This is a genomic window from Paraburkholderia sp. USG1 (assembly GCF_031570135.1).
Classification (GTDB): Bacteria; Pseudomonadota; Gammaproteobacteria; order Burkholderiales; family Burkholderiaceae; genus Paraburkholderia; species Paraburkholderia dioscoreae.
The window spans coordinates 84,128-102,795 of sequence record NZ_JAMWXW010000006.1 but is presented as its reverse complement, the minus strand read 5'-3'; the positions used below and the strand labels follow the sequence as shown (position 1 = coordinate 102,795).

The following is an 18,668-nucleotide window of genomic DNA, read 5'->3' as shown; positions in this document are numbered from 1 at the left end:
AGGTCCACGCATGCGGTGCTTAAGCGCTTGCGTGGACCACGGCGGTTATCTAATTCGGTCGGTGGCCGAGGTGGCGAAGCCGGTGGAGCGGCTGCCCGGCGTGCCGGCGCCGACGGCCGCGAACCACGCGCGCGCGTTGGCTACGTCGCGCGCAATGGCGGCGGTCAGCGTTTCGAGGTCGACGTACTTTTCCTCGTCGCGCAGCTTCTTCAGAAATTCGACGCGCACGAGTTTGCCATACGCGTCGCCATGCCAGTCGAGCAGGTGAACTTCGAGCAGCACGCGACCGGAATCGTCCACCGTGGGGCGCAGGCCGAGGCTTGCGACGCCGGGCAGCGGTTCATCCCCCACGCCATGCACGCGCACCACGAAAATGCCCGCGAGCGCCGGGCGCTTGTGGGCGATCGGCAGGTTCAGCGTGGGGAAGCCGAGATCGCGGCCGAGCTTCATGCCGTGCACGACGTGGCCGCTGATCACGTAGTCGCGGCCCAGTGCGGCGCGTGCCGAGTCGAGGTCGCCCGCCACCAGCGCCGCGCGCACGCCCGAGCTGGAAATGCGCGCGCCCGACGGATCGGCCACTGTGGCCATCTGTTCGACTTCGAAACCGTGTTGCTGCCCCGCGGCCTTGAGCGACGCGAAGTCGCCGGCGCGTTTTGCGCCGTAGCGGAAGTCGTCGCCGATCATGACCCAGCGCGCATGCAGCCCGTTGACGATGATCCGTTCGACGAACGCGTCCGGCGACTGGCTCGCGAACGTGTGATTGAAATGCTCGACCACTACCCGGTCGACGCCGTTGGTGCGCAGTGCCTCGAGCTTGTCGCGCAGCATGGCGATGCGCGGCGGCGCGCCCGCCGGGTTGAAGAATTCGCGCGGGTGCGGCTCGAAGGTCATCACGCAGACAGGCAGGCCGCGTGCATCGGCAGCCGCCCGCACGTGGGCGAGCAGAGCCTGATGGCCGCGGTGGACACCGTCGAAGTTGCCGATGGTCAGTGCGCAGGGCGCACGGCTTTCAGCATTGGGAAGACCGCGGAAGACTCTCACGATAGCGGGTTTGAGGTGGAGCGGCCGGGGTGCCGCAAAACGAACGATTATAAACGTTCAGCGCGGTGGACGGCGGAGCGTCGCGGTTTCAGTGTCCCCGAATGATAAAATCCGCGGATGAAAAAACTCGTCATCCTGATTTCCGGACGGGGAAGCAACATGGAAGCCATTGTTCGAGCCTGCTCGGACGAAGCCTGGCCCGCGCAAGTCGCCGCCGTGATTGCCAACCGTCCCGATGCCGCGGGCCTTGCGTTCGCGGCGTCGCACGGCATTGCCACGGCGGTGGTCGACCACCGCCAGTTTTCCAGCCGCGACAGCTTCGACGCCGCGCTCGCTCAGCAAATCGACAGTTTCGCGCCCGATCTGGTGGTGCTCGCCGGCTTCATGCGGGTGCTCACGGCCGGTTTCGTCGATCATTACGCCGGGCGCATGCTGAATGTGCATCCGTCGCTGCTGCCAAGCTTTCCGGGCCTGAAAACCCATCAGCAGGCGCTCGACGCGGGCGTGCGGCTGCACGGCGCGTCCGTGCATTTTGTCACGTCCCAGCTGGATCACGGGCCGATCGTCGTACAGTCGGCGGTTCCCGTGGAGACGGGCGACACTCCCGCCACGCTCGCCGAACGCGTGCTGGCAACTGAACACATCATTTATCCACGCGCGGTGCGCTGGTTCGTCGAAGGGCGCCTTGCTCTCGAAGGCCTGCGTGTCACGCTTACGCCGCCGGAGCCGCAATGGCTCTTTGCCGGTCACACCGCCGGAGAGGGCGCATGAGATTGCATGGTTTTTTGATTGGACAAACTGAGACTTTGTTGGCTGAAGTCCTAAAACTCAACGGCCCGGCCGACGCTACCACGAGCCGTTTCTTCCGCGCGCACCCGAAGCTCGGGCACGGCGAGCGCGGGGTCATCGCCGAGGCGGTTTTCGCGGTGCTGCGCCGCCGGATGGAATTCGCCCATCTGGCCGAAGGCGGCGCCGGCAGCCCGGCGCGCCGCATGGCGTTGCTCGGCCTGATGCAGACGGCGGGACGTAACGCGCTCAAGCCGTTTGTGTCGGAACAGGAGCTGAGCTGGCTTGAACACGTTTCGAAGATCGACCCGGAAAGCCTGCCGTTGCGGATTCGCCTGAATCTGCCCGACTGGATCTATCAGGCGCTCAGCAAGCGTTTCGAACCCGATGAGCTGGCGCAACTGGCCGCGGCGCTGAACTACCCGGCGCCGCTGGATCTGCGCACCAACCCGATCAAGGCGAGCCGCGACGACGTGCTGAACGCGCTGTCGAAGGCCGGTATCGAGGCTGGCGCCACGCCGTTCGCACCGTTCGGCGTGCGGGTGGTCGGCAAGCCGCCGCTCACCAAGCTCGACGCGTTCCAGCATGGCTGGGTCGAAGTGCAGGACGAAGGCAGCCAGTTGCTGTGCTCGCTGGTCGCGCCCAAGCGCGGTGAAATGATCGTCGACTTCTGCGCGGGCGCGGGCGGCAAGACGCTGGCGCTGGGCGCGGCGATGCGCTCGACCGGTCGGCTCTACGCCTTCGACATCTCCGAGCGGCGTCTCGCCAAGCTCAAGCCGCGCCTTGCACGCAGCGGCTTGTCGAATGTGAATCCGGTGCTGATCGATAGTGAACACGATTCCAAGATCAAGCGCCTCGCGGGCAAGATCGACCGCGTGCTGGTCGATGCGCCGTGCAGCGGCCTGGGCACACTGCGTCGCAACCCGGACCTGAAGTGGCGCCAGTCGCCGGAATCGGTGGCCGAACTGGCGCCGAAGCAGGCGTCGATTCTGGCGAGCGCCGCGCGCCTGGTAAAGAAGGGCGGCCGCCTGGTCTACGCCACCTGCTCGATTCTGGAAGCCGAAAACGAAGCCGTGGTGGAGCAGTTCCTCGCCGGCCATCCCGATTTCGCTCTGGTGCCCGCGCGCGACGTGCTGGCCGAGCAGCGCATCGATCTGGAAATGGGCGATTACCTTTCGCTGTGGCCGCACCGGCACGCTACCGACGGCTTCTTCGCCGCCGTGCTGGAACGCCAAAGCTAGGCGCAGGCGTAACAGGCTTCTGCCGGCGCGCGCGGGTTCGATTCCTGAACCCGGCAGGGCGCCGGCGATTTCCGCGACATCATGCAAAACCGTCTTTTCCCTCATATGTTCAGCGACCTCGCGCGCGATTTCGGTCAGCCGGTGATGTTGTGGCAGGTCGGCGTCCTGCTCGGGACGCTCGCGATCGCGTGGCTGCTCGCGCGCCTGTTGCGCCGGGCGCTGGATCTGCGTCGCCAGACGCGTTACCAGACCCTGCGCTTCGGCGCGGAAAGCCTGAATCGCGCGTTCTTTCCGCTGATCGGCGCGACCCTCGTCTGGCTCGCGCGGTCGGTCACCGGCCAGTTCATGCACACCGCGCTGCTCGATCTGGCGCTGGTGCCGTTATTTGGCATTGGCCTGATTTACATTGTGTTTTTCTTTGCGCGGCGGGTTTTCAGCCACGACGGCGCGACGCATCCGTGGCTGTTCCTCGTCGAAAAGATCGTTTCGCTGGTCGTCTGGGTCGGCATGGTGCTCACGGTCATGGGCATTCAGGACGGCGTGATCACGTGGATGGCGAGCGTCCAGTTCCGCGTCGCCAACGCGCACATGACGCTGCTCTCGCTTATCTCGGGACTGCTGTGGGTATGCGTGACGATGATTGTCGCGATGTGGCTCGGTTCCACGTTCGAAGACCGTCTGATGCGTTCGAAAACGCTCGATGCCAACCTGAAGGTGGTGGTGGCGCGGGTCGGCCGGGCGGCGTTCGTGCTGGCGGCGGTGCTGATCAGCCTGTCGCTGGTCGGCATCGACATCACCGTGCTGGGCGTGTTCGGCGGCGCGCTGGGCGTTGGGCTGGGCTTCGGTCTGCAGAAGATCGCCAGCAACTACGTGTCGGGATTCATCATCCTGATCGACCGGTCGCTGCGCATTGGCGACACGATCAACGTGAGCGGCCTGCAGGGCATGGTCACGCAGATCCGCACGCGCTATACCGTCGTGCGTGGACTGGACGGCATCGAGACGCTGATTCCGAACGAAAAGCTGATCACGGATGTGGTCCAGAACCAGTCGTCGTACCTGACGCGCGGCTATGCGAAGGTGGCCGTGCAGGTCGCGTACACGTCCAACGTCGAGCAGGCGATGGCGCTGCTAGTGCAGGCTGGCGGGGACGTGCCGCGAGTACTGCAGGAACCTGCGCCGACGCCTTATCTGGCGAGTTTCGGTGCGGACGGCATCAACCTCGAACTCGGGTTCTGGGTCGAGGACGCGGCCACCGGAACGTCGGGCGTGCGCTCGGCCGTCAACCGCAATATCTGGCGTCTGTTCTCGGAGCACGACATCTCGATTCCGTTCGCGCAACGCGAAGTGCGAATCGTCGGCAATGTTGGCGCCGGGGTACCGCAGCCGGTAATAATGACCGCCCCCTCGGCCAATCAGGCGGACGGCGCGCATTGACGGGCGCTTTAGACGCGCCGGCGAGTCTTATATAGACGTTCGGTGTGTTGCGTTCCGTTGATGCGGCACAAAAAATCCCTATTTGTTACAAACACTTGGAACGGTTCAAGTAGAATATCGTCCAATCCAGCTGTATGCTTTCACTTTCTTGACACGCGCAATCTGCGTGTATCTCGTACCTCTCGTTCCACAGGTAAATTGCCTTGTTGAATTCTTTGCTCGATTTTCTTGCCCACGGTCTGCTGCACTTCTCGTGGTGGCAACTCGTGCTGTACACGGCGATCGCGACGCACATCACGATCATCGGCGTGACAGTCTATCTGCATCGCTGCCAGGCGCACCGCGCGCTGGAACTGCATCCGGTCGTCAGTCATTTTTTCCGTTTCTGGCTGTGGATGACCACCGGCATGCTGACCGGCCAATGGGCCGCGATTCACCGCAAGCACCACGCCAAGTGCGAGACTGAAGAAGATCCGCACAGCCCGCAAACGCGCGGCATCTGGAAGGTGCTGCTCGAAGGCGCGGAACTGTACCGCACTGAAGCGAAAAACGAAGAAACGATGCGCAAGTTCAGTCACGGCACGCCGAACGACTGGATGGAACGCAACGTCTACACCAAATACCCGATCCTCGGCGTGAGCCTGATGATGGTGCTGAACGTCGCGCTGTTCGGCGTCGTCGGTCTGACGATCTGGGCCGTGCAAATGGTATGGATTCCGTTCTGGGCCGCCGGTGTGGTGAACGGTCTCGCGCACTTCTGGGGCTATCGCAACTTCAACTCGGCGGATGCCAGCACCAACATTTTCCCGTGGGGCATCATCATCGGCGGTGAGGAACTGCATAACAATCACCACACGTATGCGACGTCCGCCAAGCTGTCGAACAAGTGGTACGAGTTCGATATCGGCTGGATGTATATCCGCATCATGTCGGCGTTCCGTCTCGCGAAGGTGAAGAAGGTTGCGCCTACGCCGCGCCTCACCACCGGCAAGCTGGTGCTCGATCAGGACACGCTGCAAGCCGTGCTGGCCAATCGCTACGAAGTGATGGCGCGTTACGGCAAGGCGCTCAAGCGTGCCTATCGTCAGGAACTGGCGCATTTGAAGGAAGTCGGCGCGCGCGAGAAGTATCAACTCATGCGCGGTGCGCGTAGCTGGTTCCACAAGGAAGAAGCGGGTCTCGACGAACCGCAGAAGCGTCAGTTGCCGCAAATTTTCGCGAGCAGCCAGAAGCTCAAGACGTATATCGACATGCGCAACGAACTGGCGGCCATGTGGGAGCGCTCCAATGCTTCGCGTGATCAGTTGCTGATTCAGTTGCAGGACTGGTGTCATCGCGCTGAACAAAGCGGCATCAAAACGCTGCAAGAGTTTGCGATGCGATTGCGCCGTTATGCCTGATAGCGAAATCCATTAAAATCTCAGTACGTCACAAAACCCCGCGTTGGCGGGGTTTTGCTTTTTGGGCCGCGGAAACTGCAACGACACGCGATTGAGAGTCCGCGGCGGCAGAGCGAAGGCAGAGGAGATCATGGATCAGCAGGCGATCAGGACCGTCGAATACGACCGGCCACAAGCGCAGGGTACGACCTGCGGGATCGGGCAGGCGTGGGCGAAGGTGCCCGACATGCCGTCGGCCGAAGAGAAGCTGGCGCTGAAGGCACGCATCCGCAAATTGCTCGAACGCGAGAAAGCGGTGCTTGTCGCGCACTATTATGTCGACGCGGAATTGCAGGAGCTCGCCGACGAGACTGGCGGTTGCGTGGCCGATTCACTGGAGATGGCGCGCTTCGGACGCGATCACGACGCGCAAACGCTGGTCGTTGCGGGCGTGCGCTTCATGGGCGAGACGGCGAAAATCCTGAGTCCGGACAAGCGCATTCTGATGCCGGATCTCGACGCAACCTGTTCGCTCGATCTGGGCTGCCCGGTCGATGAGTTCTCGGCTTTCTGCGACGCGCACCCGGATCGCACGGTGGTCGTGTACGCGAACACGAGCGCAGCCGTGAAGGCGCGCGCGGACTGGATGGTGACGTCGTCGATCGGATTGGAAATCGTTGCCGACCTGCACGCCCGCGGCGAAAAGATCATCTGGGCGCCGGACCGCCACCTCGGCAGTTATATCCAGAACAAGACCGGCGCGGACATGCTGCTGTGGCAGGGTTCATGTCTGGTGCACGACGAATTCAAAGGCATCGAACTCGACCTGCTGCGCGCTGAATATCCGGGCGCCAAAGTGTTGGTGCACCCTGAGTCGCCGGCCAACGTGGTCGCGCAGGCAGACGTGGTGGGCTCGACTACACAATTGATCGACGCGGTGCAAAAGCTGGACGCGACGCATTTCATCGTGGCGACCGATCTCGGCATTCTGCACAAGATGCAGCTCGCCGCGCCCGGCAAGACCCTGATTGCCGCGCCGACGGCCGGCAACAGCGCGACCTGCAAGAGTTGCGCGCACTGCCCGTGGATGGCAATGAATGGCCTCGCAAATCTGGCCGACGTGCTCGAGCGCGGTCACAACGAAATCTTCGTCGACCGTGCGATCGGCGAGCGGGCGCGTCTGCCGATCGACCGGATGCTGGATTTCGCGGCGCGTCACAAGAAGCGCGTGCAGGCGAGCGGCGATCTGGCGCGCGACGCGCAACTCTATTCGAACGTGGGAGCAGCGTGATGGGGGCGGTTGAGCGCAGTCAAGTCGAGGCGGTGTCGCCGCTGTTGGCTGAAATTCAAGCGCAGTACGGCACGGCATTCGAAGCCGCGTTGGCGCGCAACGTCGCCGACGCACTGGCCGAAGACATCGGCACCGGTGACCAGACGGGCCGCCTGGTTCCAGTGGACGACCTGCGCGGCGCGCGCATCATCGTGCGTGAGGATGCGGTGCTGTGCGGCGTGCCGTGGTTCAACGCGGTGATGCGCCAGGTCGATCCGCGTATCGAGGTCCAGTGGCGCTATCGTGAAGGCGACCGGATGAAAGCCGACACAACGGTCTGCGAACTGCGCGGACCCGTGCGCGCCTTGTTGACGGCGGAACGCAACGCGCTGAACTTCCTGCAATTACTGTCGGGGGTGGCGAGCGCGACGCGCCGTTATGTCGATGCCATCGCTCATACGCGAACGCGCATTCTCGATACGCGCAAGACTTTGCCGGGCCTGCGGCTCGCGCAAAAGTACGCGGTGCGCGTGGGTGGTGGTGCGAACCAGCGTCTCGCGCTGTACGACGGTATTCTCATCAAGGAAAACCACATCGCCGCGGCTGGCGGGGTGGGCGCTGCGATGGACGCCGCGCTGGCGCTGAATGCGGGCGTGCCGATCCAGGTCGAAGTCGAGACACTCGAAGAACTGGAAACTGCGCTGGCTCATCGCGCGCAATCCATTCTGCTGGACAATTTTTCGTTCGACGCCATGCGCGAAGCGGTGCGCATCACAGCGGGGCGGGCGGTGCTGGAGGTGTCGGGTGGTGTGAACTTCGATACCGTGCGCACGATTGCCGAAACCGGTGTCGATCGTGTGTCGATCGGCGCGTTGACCAAAGACGTGCGCGCAACAGATTACTCGATGCGGATCGTCTGACGTTTGAGCACACCGGTCGCAGTCGATCGGGAAAGGGCTATCGCCGGGATGATCTGGCGATAGCCCTTTCTGTTTCAGCTCGTCTCGATCACACGTTGCGGTTGCGTACATGCTCCGGCGAGAGCACTGTCGGCAGCGCTTTGGGCAAAGTGGCCGGCCAGTCGCGGCTGAAGTGCAAACCGCGGCTCTCACGCCGCGAACGCGCGCCTTCGACGATCAACGACGCCACATCGACCAGATTGCGCAATTCGAGCAAGTCGCGGCTCACCTTGAAGTTGGCGTAATACTCGTGAATTTCATCGCGCAGCAGGGCGAGCCGATGCTTCGCTCGTGCGAGCCGCTTGTCGGTCCGTACGATGCCGACGTAGTTCCACATCAGCCGGCGCAGTTCGTCCCAGTTATGCGCGACCACGACTTCTTCGTCCGGATCGGACACGCGGCTTTCGTCCCAATCCGGCAGCGGGGCGTGAACGGCAGCGCTAAAACCTTCTTCTTCGATCGCTTGTGCCGCGGAGCGTCCAATGACGATGCATTCGAGCAGGGAGTTGCTGGCAAGCCGGTTCGCGCCGTGCAAACCCGTGCATGACGTCTCGCCGACCGCATAGAGGCCGGCCAGGTCCGTCCGCCCCGCCAGATCGGTCACGACGCCGCCGCAGGTGTAGTGTGCGGCCGGCACGACCGGAATCGCTTCCCTGGTGATGTCGATGCCGAATTCCAGGCAGCGCGCCAGAATCGTCGGGAAGTGCTCGCGCAGGAATTCGGACGGTTGATGGCTGATGTCCAGATACACGCAATCGATGCCACGCTTCTTGATTTCGAAGTCGATCGCACGCGCGACGATATCGCGCGGCGCGAGTTCGGCACGTTCGTCGTGGTTCGGCATGAAACGCGTGCCGTCCGGGAGCTTGAGAATGCCGCCTTCGCCGCGCACGGCTTCCGAGATCAGAAACGATTTTGCGTACGGGTGGAACAGGCAGGTCGGATGGAACTGGATGAATTCCATATTGGCTACGCGGCAGCCGGCCCGCCACGCCATCGCGATGCCGTCGCCGGTCGCGGTGTCGGGATTCGTGGTGTAGAGATAAACCTTGCCGGCGCCGCCAGTGGCGAGCACGGTATGCGGTGCCTCGATCGTCACGGTGCGGCCGCTTTGCAGATCGAGTGCATACAGGCCGTGACAACGCCGTCCTGGCAAGCCGAGGCGGTCGGACGTGATCAGGTCGATTGCGTAGTGATCTTCGAGCAGCGTGATGTTCGGGTGACGGCGCACCCGCTCGCTGAGCGTGGCCACCACGGCGTGGCCCGTTGCATCCGCAGCGTGAATGATCCGCCGGTGGCTGTGGCCGCCTTCGCGCGTCAGGTGGAAACCGAGCTCGGCGGCGTCGTCTTTGGTGAACGGCACGCCTTGCGCGATCAACCATTCGATCGCGGCCCGCCCATGTTCGACGATGAAGCGCGTTGCCGCTTCGTCGCACAGGCCGCCGCCCGCGATCAGCGTATCGCGCACGTGATTCTCAATGCTGTCCGCCGAATCCAGTACTGCGGCGATGCCGCCTTGTGCCCAGTCGCTTGCGCCTTCGGTAATCGATCGCTTGGCGACCACCGCAACCCGCCGGGTCTCCGCCAGATTGAGCGCGACGCTCAAACCAGCCAGACCGCTACCGACAATCGCCACATCGAATTCCATTGCGTACATCTCCGTCTTTTCGTTTTGCGGTGACGGCGTGCGATTCGCTCGCCGCTAAAACGAGAAAGGATACGCGCCGCGACGGATGAGGGAAAGCTGGCCGAACGGCATAAGACTATTCGGACTGGCGAATCATGGACAAGCAGCGACACAGAGATAAAGAGGCGTGCGCCGAAAACAAAAAAGCCCCGCACGAATGCGAGGCTTTTTTTGTATGTCTTTGCCTTCGTCAGGCAGGAGCCAAGATTTACTTAATCTTGGTTTCCTTGTACTCAACGTGCTTACGGACGACCGGATCAAATTTCTTGATCAGCATCTTTTCCGGCATGTTGCGTTTGTTCTTCGTCGTCGTGTAGAAGTGACCCGTGCCTGCGGTCGATTCCAGCTTGATCTTGTCGCGTGCGCCTTTCGCCATGATTTACTCCTTAGGCTTCACCGCGTGCGCGCAGATCTGCGAGCACAGCGTCGATACCGTTCTTGTCGATCAGGCGCAGGCCGGCGTTCGAAACGCGCAGACGCACCCAACGGTTTTCGCTTTCCACCCAAATGCGGCGGTTTTGCAGGTTCGGCAGGAACCGGCGCTTGGTTTTGTTGTTCGCGTGGGAAACGTTGTTGCCGCTCATCGGCGCTTTCCCAGTTACTTGGCATACGCGTGCCATGAGAGCACTCCTAATACGCTAATTCTGAGTTCGAACGCCGTGAAAGTTTCCCGAAAAGAGCGGCGCTGAGCTGATGACACAACTCCAGGCACGTTTCCTTTCCGGAACGCCTTGGTGGCTTCGGAACAGGGGGTTGGAAATAGGCAAACCGGAATTCTAGCAGAAAAAAAGCCGCAAAATCAAACCTTATTTGCGATGCCGGCCACGGCACAACGCCTGCGCGACCTGTGTTCGGGCCGTGTCACGGCCAGCCGGCGCGGGCGAAGGAGTAGACGCTATCGGTGCCGATCACCAGATGATCGACCAGTTGCACGTCGATCAGGGTGAGCGCGTCGCGCAGCGTATGAGTCAGGCGACAGTCGCTCGCGCTCGGCTGGACGGCGCCGGACGGGTGATTATGCGCGACGATCAGACTGGCTGCATTCAGACTCAGCGCGCGCCGCACGATCTCGCGTGGATATACCGCCATGCGCGTGAGCGTGCCCTGTGCGCTTTCTTCGCAGCGTATCAGCCGATGCCGGGCGTCGAGGAAAAGCGACACAAAAATTTCCTGTGGACGCCCGCCGATCCGTAGGCGAAGGTAATTTTCTACGGCCTCGGGCGAATTGATCAGCGAGCGCATGCGCATTTTATCGACTAGCGAGCGCCGCGCCATCTCCATGATGGCGAGCAGTTGGGTCTTTTTCGCGGGGCCAATGCCGCGGAGGTCGGCGAAATCCGTGTAGGTTGCGTCGAGCATCGCACGCAGCGAGCCGAAGCGCTCGAGCAACGCGCGCGCCACATCGAAGACGTCGTGGCCCGGCAGCCCCGAGCCTAGAATAAGCACGATCAGTTCGGTATCCGACAGCACGCTGGCGCCCTGTTCGATCAGCCGCTCGCGCGGCATGTCGTTTTTGAGCCATTTGCCTCGCACGAGTGGCGTGGGCGCTGCATCAGGCGCCGCGAGGTCGGGGGCGGCGGTTTCAAGATTTGCTTCGTCAATCGGGGTGGCGTGATCTGCCATATATACAGGATCCTCCGCTTCGGGTTGGTGGTGCGGCAATGCGGCGGCCGCGCGGCGATGCGCGCGACGGACACAGCCGCCGCCCGCTATGTGGCTTACAATAGGCGCTTTGCGCACGGCACCCCGACGGTTTGCCACACGCGTCGACTGCGCCAGCGGCGCACGCGTGCAGCGCGCTTCGACCGAGCGAGCATTGCATGAGCATCATCGACATTTCCGAAGTGAAACCGGGTTCACACGTGACGCTTCACTACCGGCTTTCCCTTGCCGATGGCGCCGAAGTCATCAATACCTTCAACGACAAGCCGGCCACGCTGCTGCTCGGCGCCGGCCAGCTGGCGCCGCCGCTGGAAGATATTCTGCTGGGTTTGAAGGTCGGCCACCATTCGACCTTTCAGCTAGCGTCCGGCCAGGCGTTCGGTCCCCGTAATCCGGAATTGATCCAACGCGTATCGCTCGCCACGCTGCGCGAAAACAGCATGATCGGCGAGGATTTTTCTCCGGGCGACCTGGTCGAATTCAACGCGCCGGGTGGCGGCCGCTATGCCGGCGTTCTGAAAGAAGTCGGTGAAACGTCGGCCCTGTTCGACTTCAACCACCCGCTTGCCGGCCAGGCGCTGGCGTTTGAAGTGAAAATCATCGGGATTCTGTAAACATGAGCATTATGGATACGACTCTTGCTGAAACCGAGATCCTGCTGGCGCAGCCGCGCGGGTTCTGTGCCGGTGTCGACCGGGCGATCGAGATCGTAGAGCGGGCTATCAAGCTGCACGGCTCGCCGATCTACGTGCGTCACGAAATCGTCCATAACGCGTACGTGGTCGAGGATCTGCGCAAGAAGGGGGCGATCTTCATCGAACGGCTTGAAGAGGTGCCGCCCGGCAACACGGTTATTTTCAGCGCGCACGGCGTGTCGAGGGCAGTGCGTTCCGAAGCCGAGACTCGCGGGCTGCGCGTGTACGACGCCACATGTCCGCTCGTGACCAAGGTGCATATCGAGGTCGCGAAGATGCGCCAGGACGGCTTCGACATCGTCATGATCGGTCACAAGGGCCATCCCGAAGTCGAAGGCACGATGGGCCAGGCGGGCGAGGGCATGCATCTGGTGGAAGACATCGAAGACGTGCAGGCCTTGCAGTTGGCCGACCCCGAGCGGATCGCGTTCGTCACGCAAACCACCCTGTCGGTCGACGACGCTGCCCAGATCATTGCCGCCTTGAAGGCCAAATACCCGTCCATCCGCGAACCGAAAAAGCAGGATATCTGCTACGCCACGCAAAACCGCCAGGACGCGGTGAAGTTCATGGCACCGCAGTGCGACGTCGTGATCGTGGTCGGCAGCCCGAATAGCTCGAACTCCAACCGGCTGCGCGAGTTGGCCGAGAAGCTCGGCGTGCCTGCTTATATGGTGGACTCGCCCGATCAGATCGATGCGGTCTGGGTCGAGGGCAAGCGCCGCATCGGCGTAACGGCTGGCGCCTCGGCGCCGGAGGTGCTGGCGCAGGCGGTGATCGCCCGTTTGCGTGAACTCGGCGTGCGCAATGTGCGCGCGCTAGAGGGCATCGAGGAAAACATCGCGTTTCCGCTGCCACGCGGTTTGGGTCTGCCCGCCTGACAATTCGCTGACTGCTGAAAGAAAAGCGCGCCCGAGGGCGCGCTTTTTTTATGTTCGCCGCCTGGCAACTGCACTCTACATAAAGTGCCAGATCATCGCGTGGGACCAATTTTGGTGTCCTCTCACACAAATTTCTTTGAATTGTGATGCGGGTTTTTATAGATTTAAACATGATACGTCCCCGTTTAATGAGGGCTAAACAGGTTGCGTGTTTTTTTGACGCACTAAGATAGTGCGTATATCCCGATATCCGCAGAAACGTAATACGTAACGCCAGCCCCGGTGCAATCGGGCGCACGGGAAATTCGCTGCAACACTTGATGCCATTGGGTGCAACGGTGGTGCAACTGATGCACGAAAAATAGGCGCAACCCGGTTGCGCCTTTTGATCGTCTTCGCTCTCAAAATAAGGTTGCAATGCAGGAAAACCCCAGCGGTTCAACAATATTGCCCGTCGCAAAATTGGAGTTACAATGCGCGCGTTCTCAAGGCCTCAGGGTCTCCGGACAATAGATTTTGCAAGGCGCAGGAGACCTATTTAATGCGAGTCAAGTTTGCTTACGCCGTGTCCATCGCGGCCGCGGTTGCGATGCTGACCGCGTGCGGCAAGAAACAGGATGGTGAGGCGGGAGCGGGTGCATCTGCGGCTGTGGCGGCAGCGGCACCGGCGAGTGAAGCGACTATCGTGAAGATCGGTCATGCGGCCCCTTTGACGGGCGGTATTGCGCATCTGGGCAAGGACAACGAAAACGGCGCGCGTCTGGCAGTCGAGGAAATCAATACGCAGGGTTTGACCATCGACGGCCACAAGATCCAGTTGGAGCTCGATGCGCAAGACGATGCCGCGGACCCGAAAACGGGAACGGCGGTCGCGCAGAAGCTGGTCGACGATCACGTGGTGGCGGTGGTCGGCCACCTGAATTCGGGCGTGTCGATTCCGGCTTCGAAGATCTATAGCGATGCGAGCATCGTGCAGATCTCGCCGTCGTCGACGAATCCGGCGTACACGCTGCAGGGTTTCAAGACGACCTACCGGGTCGTCGCCACCGACGCGCAACAAGGTCCGGCGCTCGCCGATTACGCCACGAAGGCGTTGGGCGCCAAACGCATCGCCATAGTGGACGATGCAACCGCCTACGGTAAGGGGCTCGCGGACGAATTCGCGAAGACCGTAGAGGCGAGCGGAGCGAAGATCGTCGCGCGGGAAGCGACGAACGACCGGGCCACGGATTTCCGGGCCATCCTCACAAAGATCAAAAGTGTTCAGCCGGACGTGATCATGTTCGGCGGCATGGACGCGACGGGCGGGCCGTTTACCAAACAGGCGGCGGCGCTCGGTATCAGGGCAAAAATCCTTGGCGGCGACGGTGTGTGTACCGACAAGGTGGGTGAGCTGGCGGGAACCGCCGTGCAAAACCTGGTCTGTTCGGAGGCGGGACTTGCGCTTTCGAAAATGGACAAGGGAGCGGACTTCGAGAAGAAGTACGTGGACCGCTTCCACACGCCGGTGCAGATTTACGCGCCGTTCACGTATGACGCTGTGTACGTGATTGTCGATGCAATGAAGCGCGCTAATTCTATCGAGGCGCCCAAGGTGCTGGCTGCGATGCCATCGACCGATTACAACGGGGTAATCGGTCACATCGCGTTCGACGACAAGGGTGATTTGAAAGAGGGCGCCATTACGCTTTACGACTTCAAGGACGGCAAAAAAGCGGTCCTCGACGTCGTGAAGATGTGATGACGGGACGTTCAGCCTGACGGCACCGAAACCACCCAACGGTGCCGTTTTTGCATCCGCCCAAGGCGAGCCCGCGACTGTCATCCAGTTGCCAAGGCGAACCGGCAGCGGATAACCCTTACCGGTCTTTTACATCAGTACCCGCAGTGCCGTTGAGATTGGCGTACCGCATCACCGCCCACCGGCTGATGAAGAACGCGAATCCAGTCGCACGGGCTAAGGAGCATTAAATGGATATTTTCATCCAGCAGGTTCTCAACGGGCTGGTGCTTGGCAGCGTTTACGCCATCATCGCACTGGGCTATACGATGGTTTACGGCATTCTGGGCATCATCAACTTCGCGCATGGCGATGTGTTGATGGTGGGCGCGATGGTCGCGCTCTCAGCCATAGGCGTGCTGCAGAACCACTTCCCCGGCCTCGGCAATGTGCCGACGCTCGTCATCGCGCTGATCATCGCGGCCATCGTGTGCGCGGTTGTCGGCTACACGATCGAGCGCGTGGCTTACCGGCCGTTGCGTAAAGCACCGCGTCTCGCCCCGCTGATCACCGCGATCGGTGTGTCGATCCTGCTGCAGACGCTGGCCATGATGATCTGGTCGCGCAATCCGCTGCCGTTCCCGCAGCTGTTGCCCACCGACCCGCTCAACGTGATCAAGGCCACGGACACGACGCCGGGAGCCGTGATCTCGATGACCGAAATCGTGATCATCGTGGTGGCGTTCCTCGTGATGGGCGGCCTGCTGCTGCTCGTGCACAAAACCAAGCTCGGCCGCGCGATGCGAGCCATCGCCGAGAACCCGGGCAATGCGTCGCTGATGGGCGTGAACCCGAACTTCGTGATCTCGGCGACTTTCATGATCGGCTCGGCGCTTGCCGCTCTGGCCGGCGTGATGATCGCATCGGAATACGGCAACGCACACTTCTATATGGGCTTCATCCCCGGCCTGAAGGCCTTTACCGCAGCAGTGCTCGGCGGTATCGGCAATCTCGGCGGCGCGATGGTGGGCGGCGTGCTGCTCGGCCTGATCGAGCAGCTGGGCGCTGGCTACATCGGCAACCTCACCGGCGGTGTGTTCGGTAGTAACTATCAGGACGTGTTCGCCTTCATCGTGCTGATCATCGTGCTGGTGTTCCGTCCGTCGGGCCTGCTCGGCGAACGCGTGGCGGATCGCGCCTGATCCTGGGAGAAAGCAAACATGACCTCAATTCAACCGATCGAGCCGTCCACGACGCTCATCCCTGAAAAGAACCTGACCAAGACGCTGACGGTCGGCATCATCACCGCAATTTGCGTGATCGCCGCGCCGATGATCATCGGCACGGCGGGCGGCAACTACTGGGTCCGCGTGCTCGACTTCGCGATGCTGTACGTGATGCTCGCGCTCGGCCTCAACGTGGTGGTCGGCTTCGCCGGCCTGCTCGACCTGGGCTACATTGCGTTCTACGCGGTGGGCGCCTACGTTGCAGCGCTGCTGAGTTCGCCGCACCTGTCCACGCAGTTCGAGTGGATTGCGCACCTCGCGCCGAACGGGCTGCACGTGCCGTTCCTGATCATCGTGCCGTGCGCGATGGGTCTAGCCGCGCTGTTCGGCGTGCTGCTCGGCGCGCCGACGCTGCGTCTGCGTGGCGACTACCTCGCCATCGTGACGTTGGGCTTCGGGGAAATCGTGCGGATCTTCATGAACAACCTCGACCGTCCGGTGAATATCACCAACGGCCCGAAGGGGATCACGGCGATCGACCCGGTGCACCTGGGCGACTTCAGCCTGGCGCAGACGCACTCGCTGTTCGGTTTCCAGTTCCCGTCGGTGTACTCGTACTACTACCTGTTCGTGATCGCCGCATTGGTCGTGATCTGGGTGTGTACGCGTTTGCAGCACTCGCGTATCGGCCGTGCGTGGGCCGCGATCCGCGAAGACGAAATCGCCGCCAAGGCAATGGGCATCAACACCCGCAACGTGAAGCTGCTGGCGTTCGCGATGGGCGCTTCGTTCGGCGGTCTGTCGGGCGCGATGTTCGGCTCGTTCCAGGGCTTCGTGTCGCCGGAATCGTTCACGCTGCCGGAATCGATCGTGGTGCTGGCGTGCGTGGTGCTGGGCGGTATGGGCCACATCCCGGGCGTGATTCTCGGCGCGGTGCTGCTCGCCGTGCTGCCGGAATTCCTGCGCTCGACGATGGGTCCGCTGCAGAACATGATCTTCGGCCATGAAATCGTCGACACGGAAGTGATCCGTCAGCTGGTCTACGCACTCGCGATGGTGCTGATCATGCTGTACCGCTCGGAAGGCTTGTGGCCGTCGCCCAAGCATGAAGACAAGATTGCGAAACTGTCGAAGCGCAATGGCAAGAAGCCGGTGCGGGTCTAACGGACACGGAGAATAAATATGAGCGATAACATTCGACTGTCCGTCAAAGGCGTGAACAAACGCTTCGGCGGTTTGCAGGCGCTGTCCGATGTCGGTCTTGAGATCAAGGCCGGGCAGATTTACGGTCTGATCGGCCCGAACGGCGCCGGCAAGACCACCTTCTTCAACGTGATCACGGGCCTGTACACGCCGGATTCGGGCGAATTCAAGCTCGACGGCACGCCGTACACGCCGACCGCTGTTTATCAGGTGGCGAAGGCGGGCATTGCGCGTACGTTCCAGAACATCCGCCTCTTTGGCGGCATGACCGCGCTGGAAAACGTGATGGTTGGCCGTCACGTGCGCACCAGGCACGGTTTGATCGGCGCGGTGTTCCAGACACCGTCCGAGCGCAAGGAAGAGCGCGAGATCAAGGAGCGCGCGATCGAACTGCTGGAGTACGTCGGCATTGCGCAGTACGCGGACTACACGTCGCGCAATCTGTCGTACGGTCACCAGCGTCGGCTGGAAATTGCGCGTGCTTTGGCAACGGATCCGAAACTGCTGGCGCTGGACGAACCGGCCGCCGGCATGAACGCGACGGAGAAGGTCGAACTGACCAAGCTGCTCGACAAGATCCGCTCTGACGGCAAGACGATCCTGCTGATCGAACACGACGTGAAACTCGTGATGGGTCTGTGCAACCAGATGACGGTGCTCGACTACGGCAAGGTGATTGCCCAGGGTCTGCCGCAGGACGTGCAGAAGGATCCGAAGGTGATCGAAGCTTATCTGGGTGCGGGGGTCCACTAATGGCAACGGCAATGTTGAAAATCAAGAGCCTGCAGGTCAATTACGGCGGCATTCAGGCAGTCAAGGGCATCGATCTCGAAGTCGCGCAGGGCGAACTGGTCACGCTGATCGGCGCGAACGGCGCGGGCAAGACCACGACGATGAAGGCGATCACGGGTCTGAAGCCTTACACGATCGGCGACATCGAGTACATGGGCGAGTCGATCAAGGGCATTCCGCCGCATCTGCTGCTCAAGCGCGGTCTCGCGATGGTGCCGGAAGGCCGCGGTATTTTCGCGCGCATGTCGATCATCGAGAACATGCAGATGGGCGCCTATCTGCGTACCGACACGGACGGCATCAAGGCGGACGTGGATCGCATGTTCGGCTTCTTCCCGCGTTTGAAAGAGCGCGCGACGCAATACGCGGGCACGCTCTCGGGCGGCGAACAGCAGATGCTGGCGATGGCGCGCGCGATCATCTCGCGTCCCAAGTTGCTGCTGCTGGACGAGCCGTCGATGGGGCTGTCGCCGATCATGGTCGAGAAGATCTTCGAGGTGGTGCGGGCGATTTCGGCTGAAGGCATGACCGTGCTGCTGGTCGAGCAGAACGCGCGGCTCGCGTTGCAGGCCGCGAATCGTGGCTACGTGATGGACTCGGGTCTGGTCACGATGTCGGGTGACGCGAAGCAGATGCTGGATGATCCGAAGGTGCGGGCAGCGTATCTGGGTGAATGAACCCGGTTAGTT

18 protein-coding genes are annotated in these 18,668 nt (G+C 61.9%); 13 read left to right on the top strand and 5 right to left on the bottom strand.

What is annotated here, in order from left to right; genetic code table 11:
* Nucleotides 1-45: 45 nt before the first annotated feature.
* On the bottom strand, nt 46-1,041 hold the full coding sequence (locus NE850_RS10085; RefSeq protein ID WP_007180622.1) for a bifunctional riboflavin kinase/FAD synthetase: 996 nt from the start codon (nt 1,039-1,041) through the stop codon (nt 46-48).
* 117 nt (nt 1,042-1,158) lie between these two features.
* On the opposite strand from NE850_RS10085, the gene purN reads away from it, so the two are divergent.
* From purN to nadC, 6 genes are all read left to right on the top strand, one after another.
* A complete protein-coding gene (purN, locus tag NE850_RS10080; RefSeq protein ID WP_007180623.1) occupies nt 1,159-1,812 on the top strand; it encodes a phosphoribosylglycinamide formyltransferase in 654 nt (217 codons plus the stop codon).
* Complete coding sequence (locus NE850_RS10075) at nt 1,809-3,068, top strand: RsmB/NOP family class I SAM-dependent RNA methyltransferase (RefSeq protein WP_007180624.1); 1,260 nt, start codon at nt 1,809-1,811, stop codon at nt 3,066-3,068. Before purN ends, NE850_RS10075 begins: the two co-directional genes overlap by 4 nt.
* 81 nt (nt 3,069-3,149) lie before the next feature.
* The gene (locus NE850_RS10070; protein ID WP_007180625.1) at nt 3,150-4,505 is read left to right on the top strand and encodes a mechanosensitive ion channel family protein; all 1,356 of its coding nucleotides are present in this window, start codon (nt 3,150-3,152) and stop codon (nt 4,503-4,505) included.
* A 203-nt stretch (nt 4,506-4,708) separates the two neighbouring features.
* On the top strand, nt 4,709-5,905 hold the full coding sequence (locus NE850_RS10065; RefSeq protein WP_165186968.1) for a fatty acid desaturase: 1,197 nt from the start codon (nt 4,709-4,711) through the stop codon (nt 5,903-5,905).
* Between the two features lie 130 nt (nt 5,906-6,035).
* Nucleotides 6,036-7,175, top strand: coding sequence for a quinolinate synthase NadA (gene nadA / locus NE850_RS10060; protein WP_310698706.1), 1,140 nt, complete (start codon nt 6,036-6,038; stop codon nt 7,173-7,175).
* Complete coding sequence (gene nadC, locus NE850_RS10055; RefSeq protein ID WP_007180628.1) at nt 7,175-8,074, top strand: carboxylating nicotinate-nucleotide diphosphorylase; 900 nt, start codon at nt 7,175-7,177, stop codon at nt 8,072-8,074. Before nadA ends, nadC begins: the two co-directional genes overlap by 1 nt.
* 88 nt (nt 8,075-8,162) lie before the next feature.
* On the opposite strand, the gene nadB is transcribed toward nadC, so the two are convergent.
* From nadB to radC, 4 genes are all read right to left on the bottom strand, one after another.
* Entirely contained in the window at nt 8,163-9,761 is a 1,599-nt protein-coding gene (nadB, locus tag NE850_RS10050; protein ID WP_007180629.1) for an L-aspartate oxidase, read from the bottom strand.
* A 247-nt stretch (nt 9,762-10,008) separates the two neighbouring features.
* Nucleotides 10,009-10,176 carry a 50S ribosomal protein L33 gene (rpmG, locus tag NE850_RS10045; protein WP_007180630.1) on the bottom strand — a complete coding sequence of 56 codons (168 nt, stop codon included), beginning with the start codon at nt 10,174-10,176 and terminating at the stop codon, nt 10,009-10,011.
* A gap of 10 nt (nt 10,177-10,186) precedes the next feature.
* Nucleotides 10,187-10,420: a 50S ribosomal protein L28 gene (rpmB, locus tag NE850_RS10040; RefSeq protein ID WP_007180631.1), complete on the bottom strand. Its 234-nt coding sequence runs from the start codon at nt 10,418-10,420 to the stop codon at nt 10,187-10,189.
* A gap of 241 nt (nt 10,421-10,661) precedes the next feature.
* Nucleotides 10,662-11,423, bottom strand: coding sequence for a DNA repair protein RadC (gene radC / locus NE850_RS10035; protein ID WP_007180632.1), 762 nt, complete (start codon nt 11,421-11,423; stop codon nt 10,662-10,664).
* 197 nt (nt 11,424-11,620) lie between these two features.
* Between radC and NE850_RS10030 the strand changes: the two genes are divergently transcribed.
* The 7 genes from NE850_RS10030 (at nt 11,621) to NE850_RS10000 (ending at nt 18,656) form a co-directional block, all read left to right on the top strand.
* On the top strand, nt 11,621-12,076 hold the full coding sequence (locus tag NE850_RS10030) for a peptidylprolyl isomerase (RefSeq protein ID WP_007180633.1): 456 nt from the start codon (nt 11,621-11,623) through the stop codon (nt 12,074-12,076).
* 2 nt (nt 12,077-12,078) lie between these two features.
* A complete protein-coding gene (ispH, locus tag NE850_RS10025) occupies nt 12,079-13,038 on the top strand; it encodes a 4-hydroxy-3-methylbut-2-enyl diphosphate reductase (RefSeq protein ID WP_007180634.1) in 960 nt (319 codons plus the stop codon).
* A 541-nt stretch (nt 13,039-13,579) separates the two neighbouring features.
* Nucleotides 13,580-14,779 (top strand): branched-chain amino acid ABC transporter substrate-binding protein, encoded by a 1,200-nt coding sequence (locus NE850_RS10020; protein WP_007180635.1) that lies wholly within the window; start codon nt 13,580-13,582, stop codon nt 14,777-14,779.
* Between the two features lie 230 nt (nt 14,780-15,009).
* On the top strand, nt 15,010-15,960 hold the full coding sequence (locus NE850_RS10015) for a branched-chain amino acid ABC transporter permease (RefSeq protein ID WP_007180636.1): 951 nt from the start codon (nt 15,010-15,012) through the stop codon (nt 15,958-15,960).
* Between the two features lie 18 nt (nt 15,961-15,978).
* Nucleotides 15,979-17,148, top strand: a complete 1,170-nt coding sequence (locus tag NE850_RS10010) for a branched-chain amino acid ABC transporter permease (RefSeq protein WP_007180637.1) — start codon at nt 15,979-15,981, stop codon at nt 17,146-17,148.
* Nucleotides 17,149-17,166: 18 nt separating this feature from the next.
* The gene (locus NE850_RS10005) at nt 17,167-17,940 is read left to right on the top strand and encodes an ABC transporter ATP-binding protein (RefSeq protein WP_007180638.1); all 774 of its coding nucleotides are present in this window, start codon (nt 17,167-17,169) and stop codon (nt 17,938-17,940) included.
* Nucleotides 17,940-18,656, top strand: coding sequence for an ABC transporter ATP-binding protein (locus NE850_RS10000; RefSeq protein ID WP_165186966.1), 717 nt, complete (start codon nt 17,940-17,942; stop codon nt 18,654-18,656). The genes NE850_RS10005 and NE850_RS10000 overlap by 1 nt, the downstream gene beginning before the upstream one ends.
* Nucleotides 18,657-18,668 lie beyond the last annotated feature (12 nt).

Bases quoted from the DNA above. Each gene is read 5' to 3' on its own strand.
- radC (WP_007180632.1), bottom strand. From the start codon at position 11,423: ATGGCAGATCACGCCACCCCGATTGACGAAGCAAATCTTGAAACCGCC.
- NE850_RS10000 (WP_165186966.1), top strand. From the start codon at position 17,940: ATGGCAACGGCAATGTTGAAAATCAAGAGCCTGCAGGTCAATTACGGC.
- nadA (WP_310698706.1), top strand. From the start codon at position 6,036: ATGGATCAGCAGGCGATCAGGACCGTCGAATACGACCGGCCACAAGCG.
- NE850_RS10020 (WP_007180635.1), top strand. From the start codon at position 13,580: ATGCGAGTCAAGTTTGCTTACGCCGTGTCCATCGCGGCCGCGGTTGCG.
- NE850_RS10075 (WP_007180624.1), top strand. From the start codon at position 1,809: ATGAGATTGCATGGTTTTTTGATTGGACAAACTGAGACTTTGTTGGCT.
- NE850_RS10005 (WP_007180638.1), top strand. From the start codon at position 17,167: ATGAGCGATAACATTCGACTGTCCGTCAAAGGCGTGAACAAACGCTTC.
- NE850_RS10010 (WP_007180637.1), top strand. From the start codon at position 15,979: ATGACCTCAATTCAACCGATCGAGCCGTCCACGACGCTCATCCCTGAA.
- NE850_RS10030 (WP_007180633.1), top strand. From the start codon at position 11,621: ATGAGCATCATCGACATTTCCGAAGTGAAACCGGGTTCACACGTGACG.
- nadB (WP_007180629.1), bottom strand. From the start codon at position 9,761: ATGGAATTCGATGTGGCGATTGTCGGTAGCGGTCTGGCTGGTTTGAGC.
- purN (WP_007180623.1), top strand. From the start codon at position 1,159: ATGAAAAAACTCGTCATCCTGATTTCCGGACGGGGAAGCAACATGGAA.
- rpmB (WP_007180631.1), bottom strand. From the start codon at position 10,420: ATGGCACGCGTATGCCAAGTAACTGGGAAAGCGCCGATGAGCGGCAAC.
- NE850_RS10015 (WP_007180636.1), top strand. From the start codon at position 15,010: ATGGATATTTTCATCCAGCAGGTTCTCAACGGGCTGGTGCTTGGCAGC.
- ispH (WP_007180634.1), top strand. From the start codon at position 12,079: ATGAGCATTATGGATACGACTCTTGCTGAAACCGAGATCCTGCTGGCG.
- nadC (WP_007180628.1), top strand. From the start codon at position 7,175: ATGGGGGCGGTTGAGCGCAGTCAAGTCGAGGCGGTGTCGCCGCTGTTG.
- rpmG (WP_007180630.1), bottom strand. From the start codon at position 10,176: ATGGCGAAAGGCGCACGCGACAAGATCAAGCTGGAATCGACCGCAGGC.
- NE850_RS10070 (WP_007180625.1), top strand. From the start codon at position 3,150: ATGCAAAACCGTCTTTTCCCTCATATGTTCAGCGACCTCGCGCGCGAT.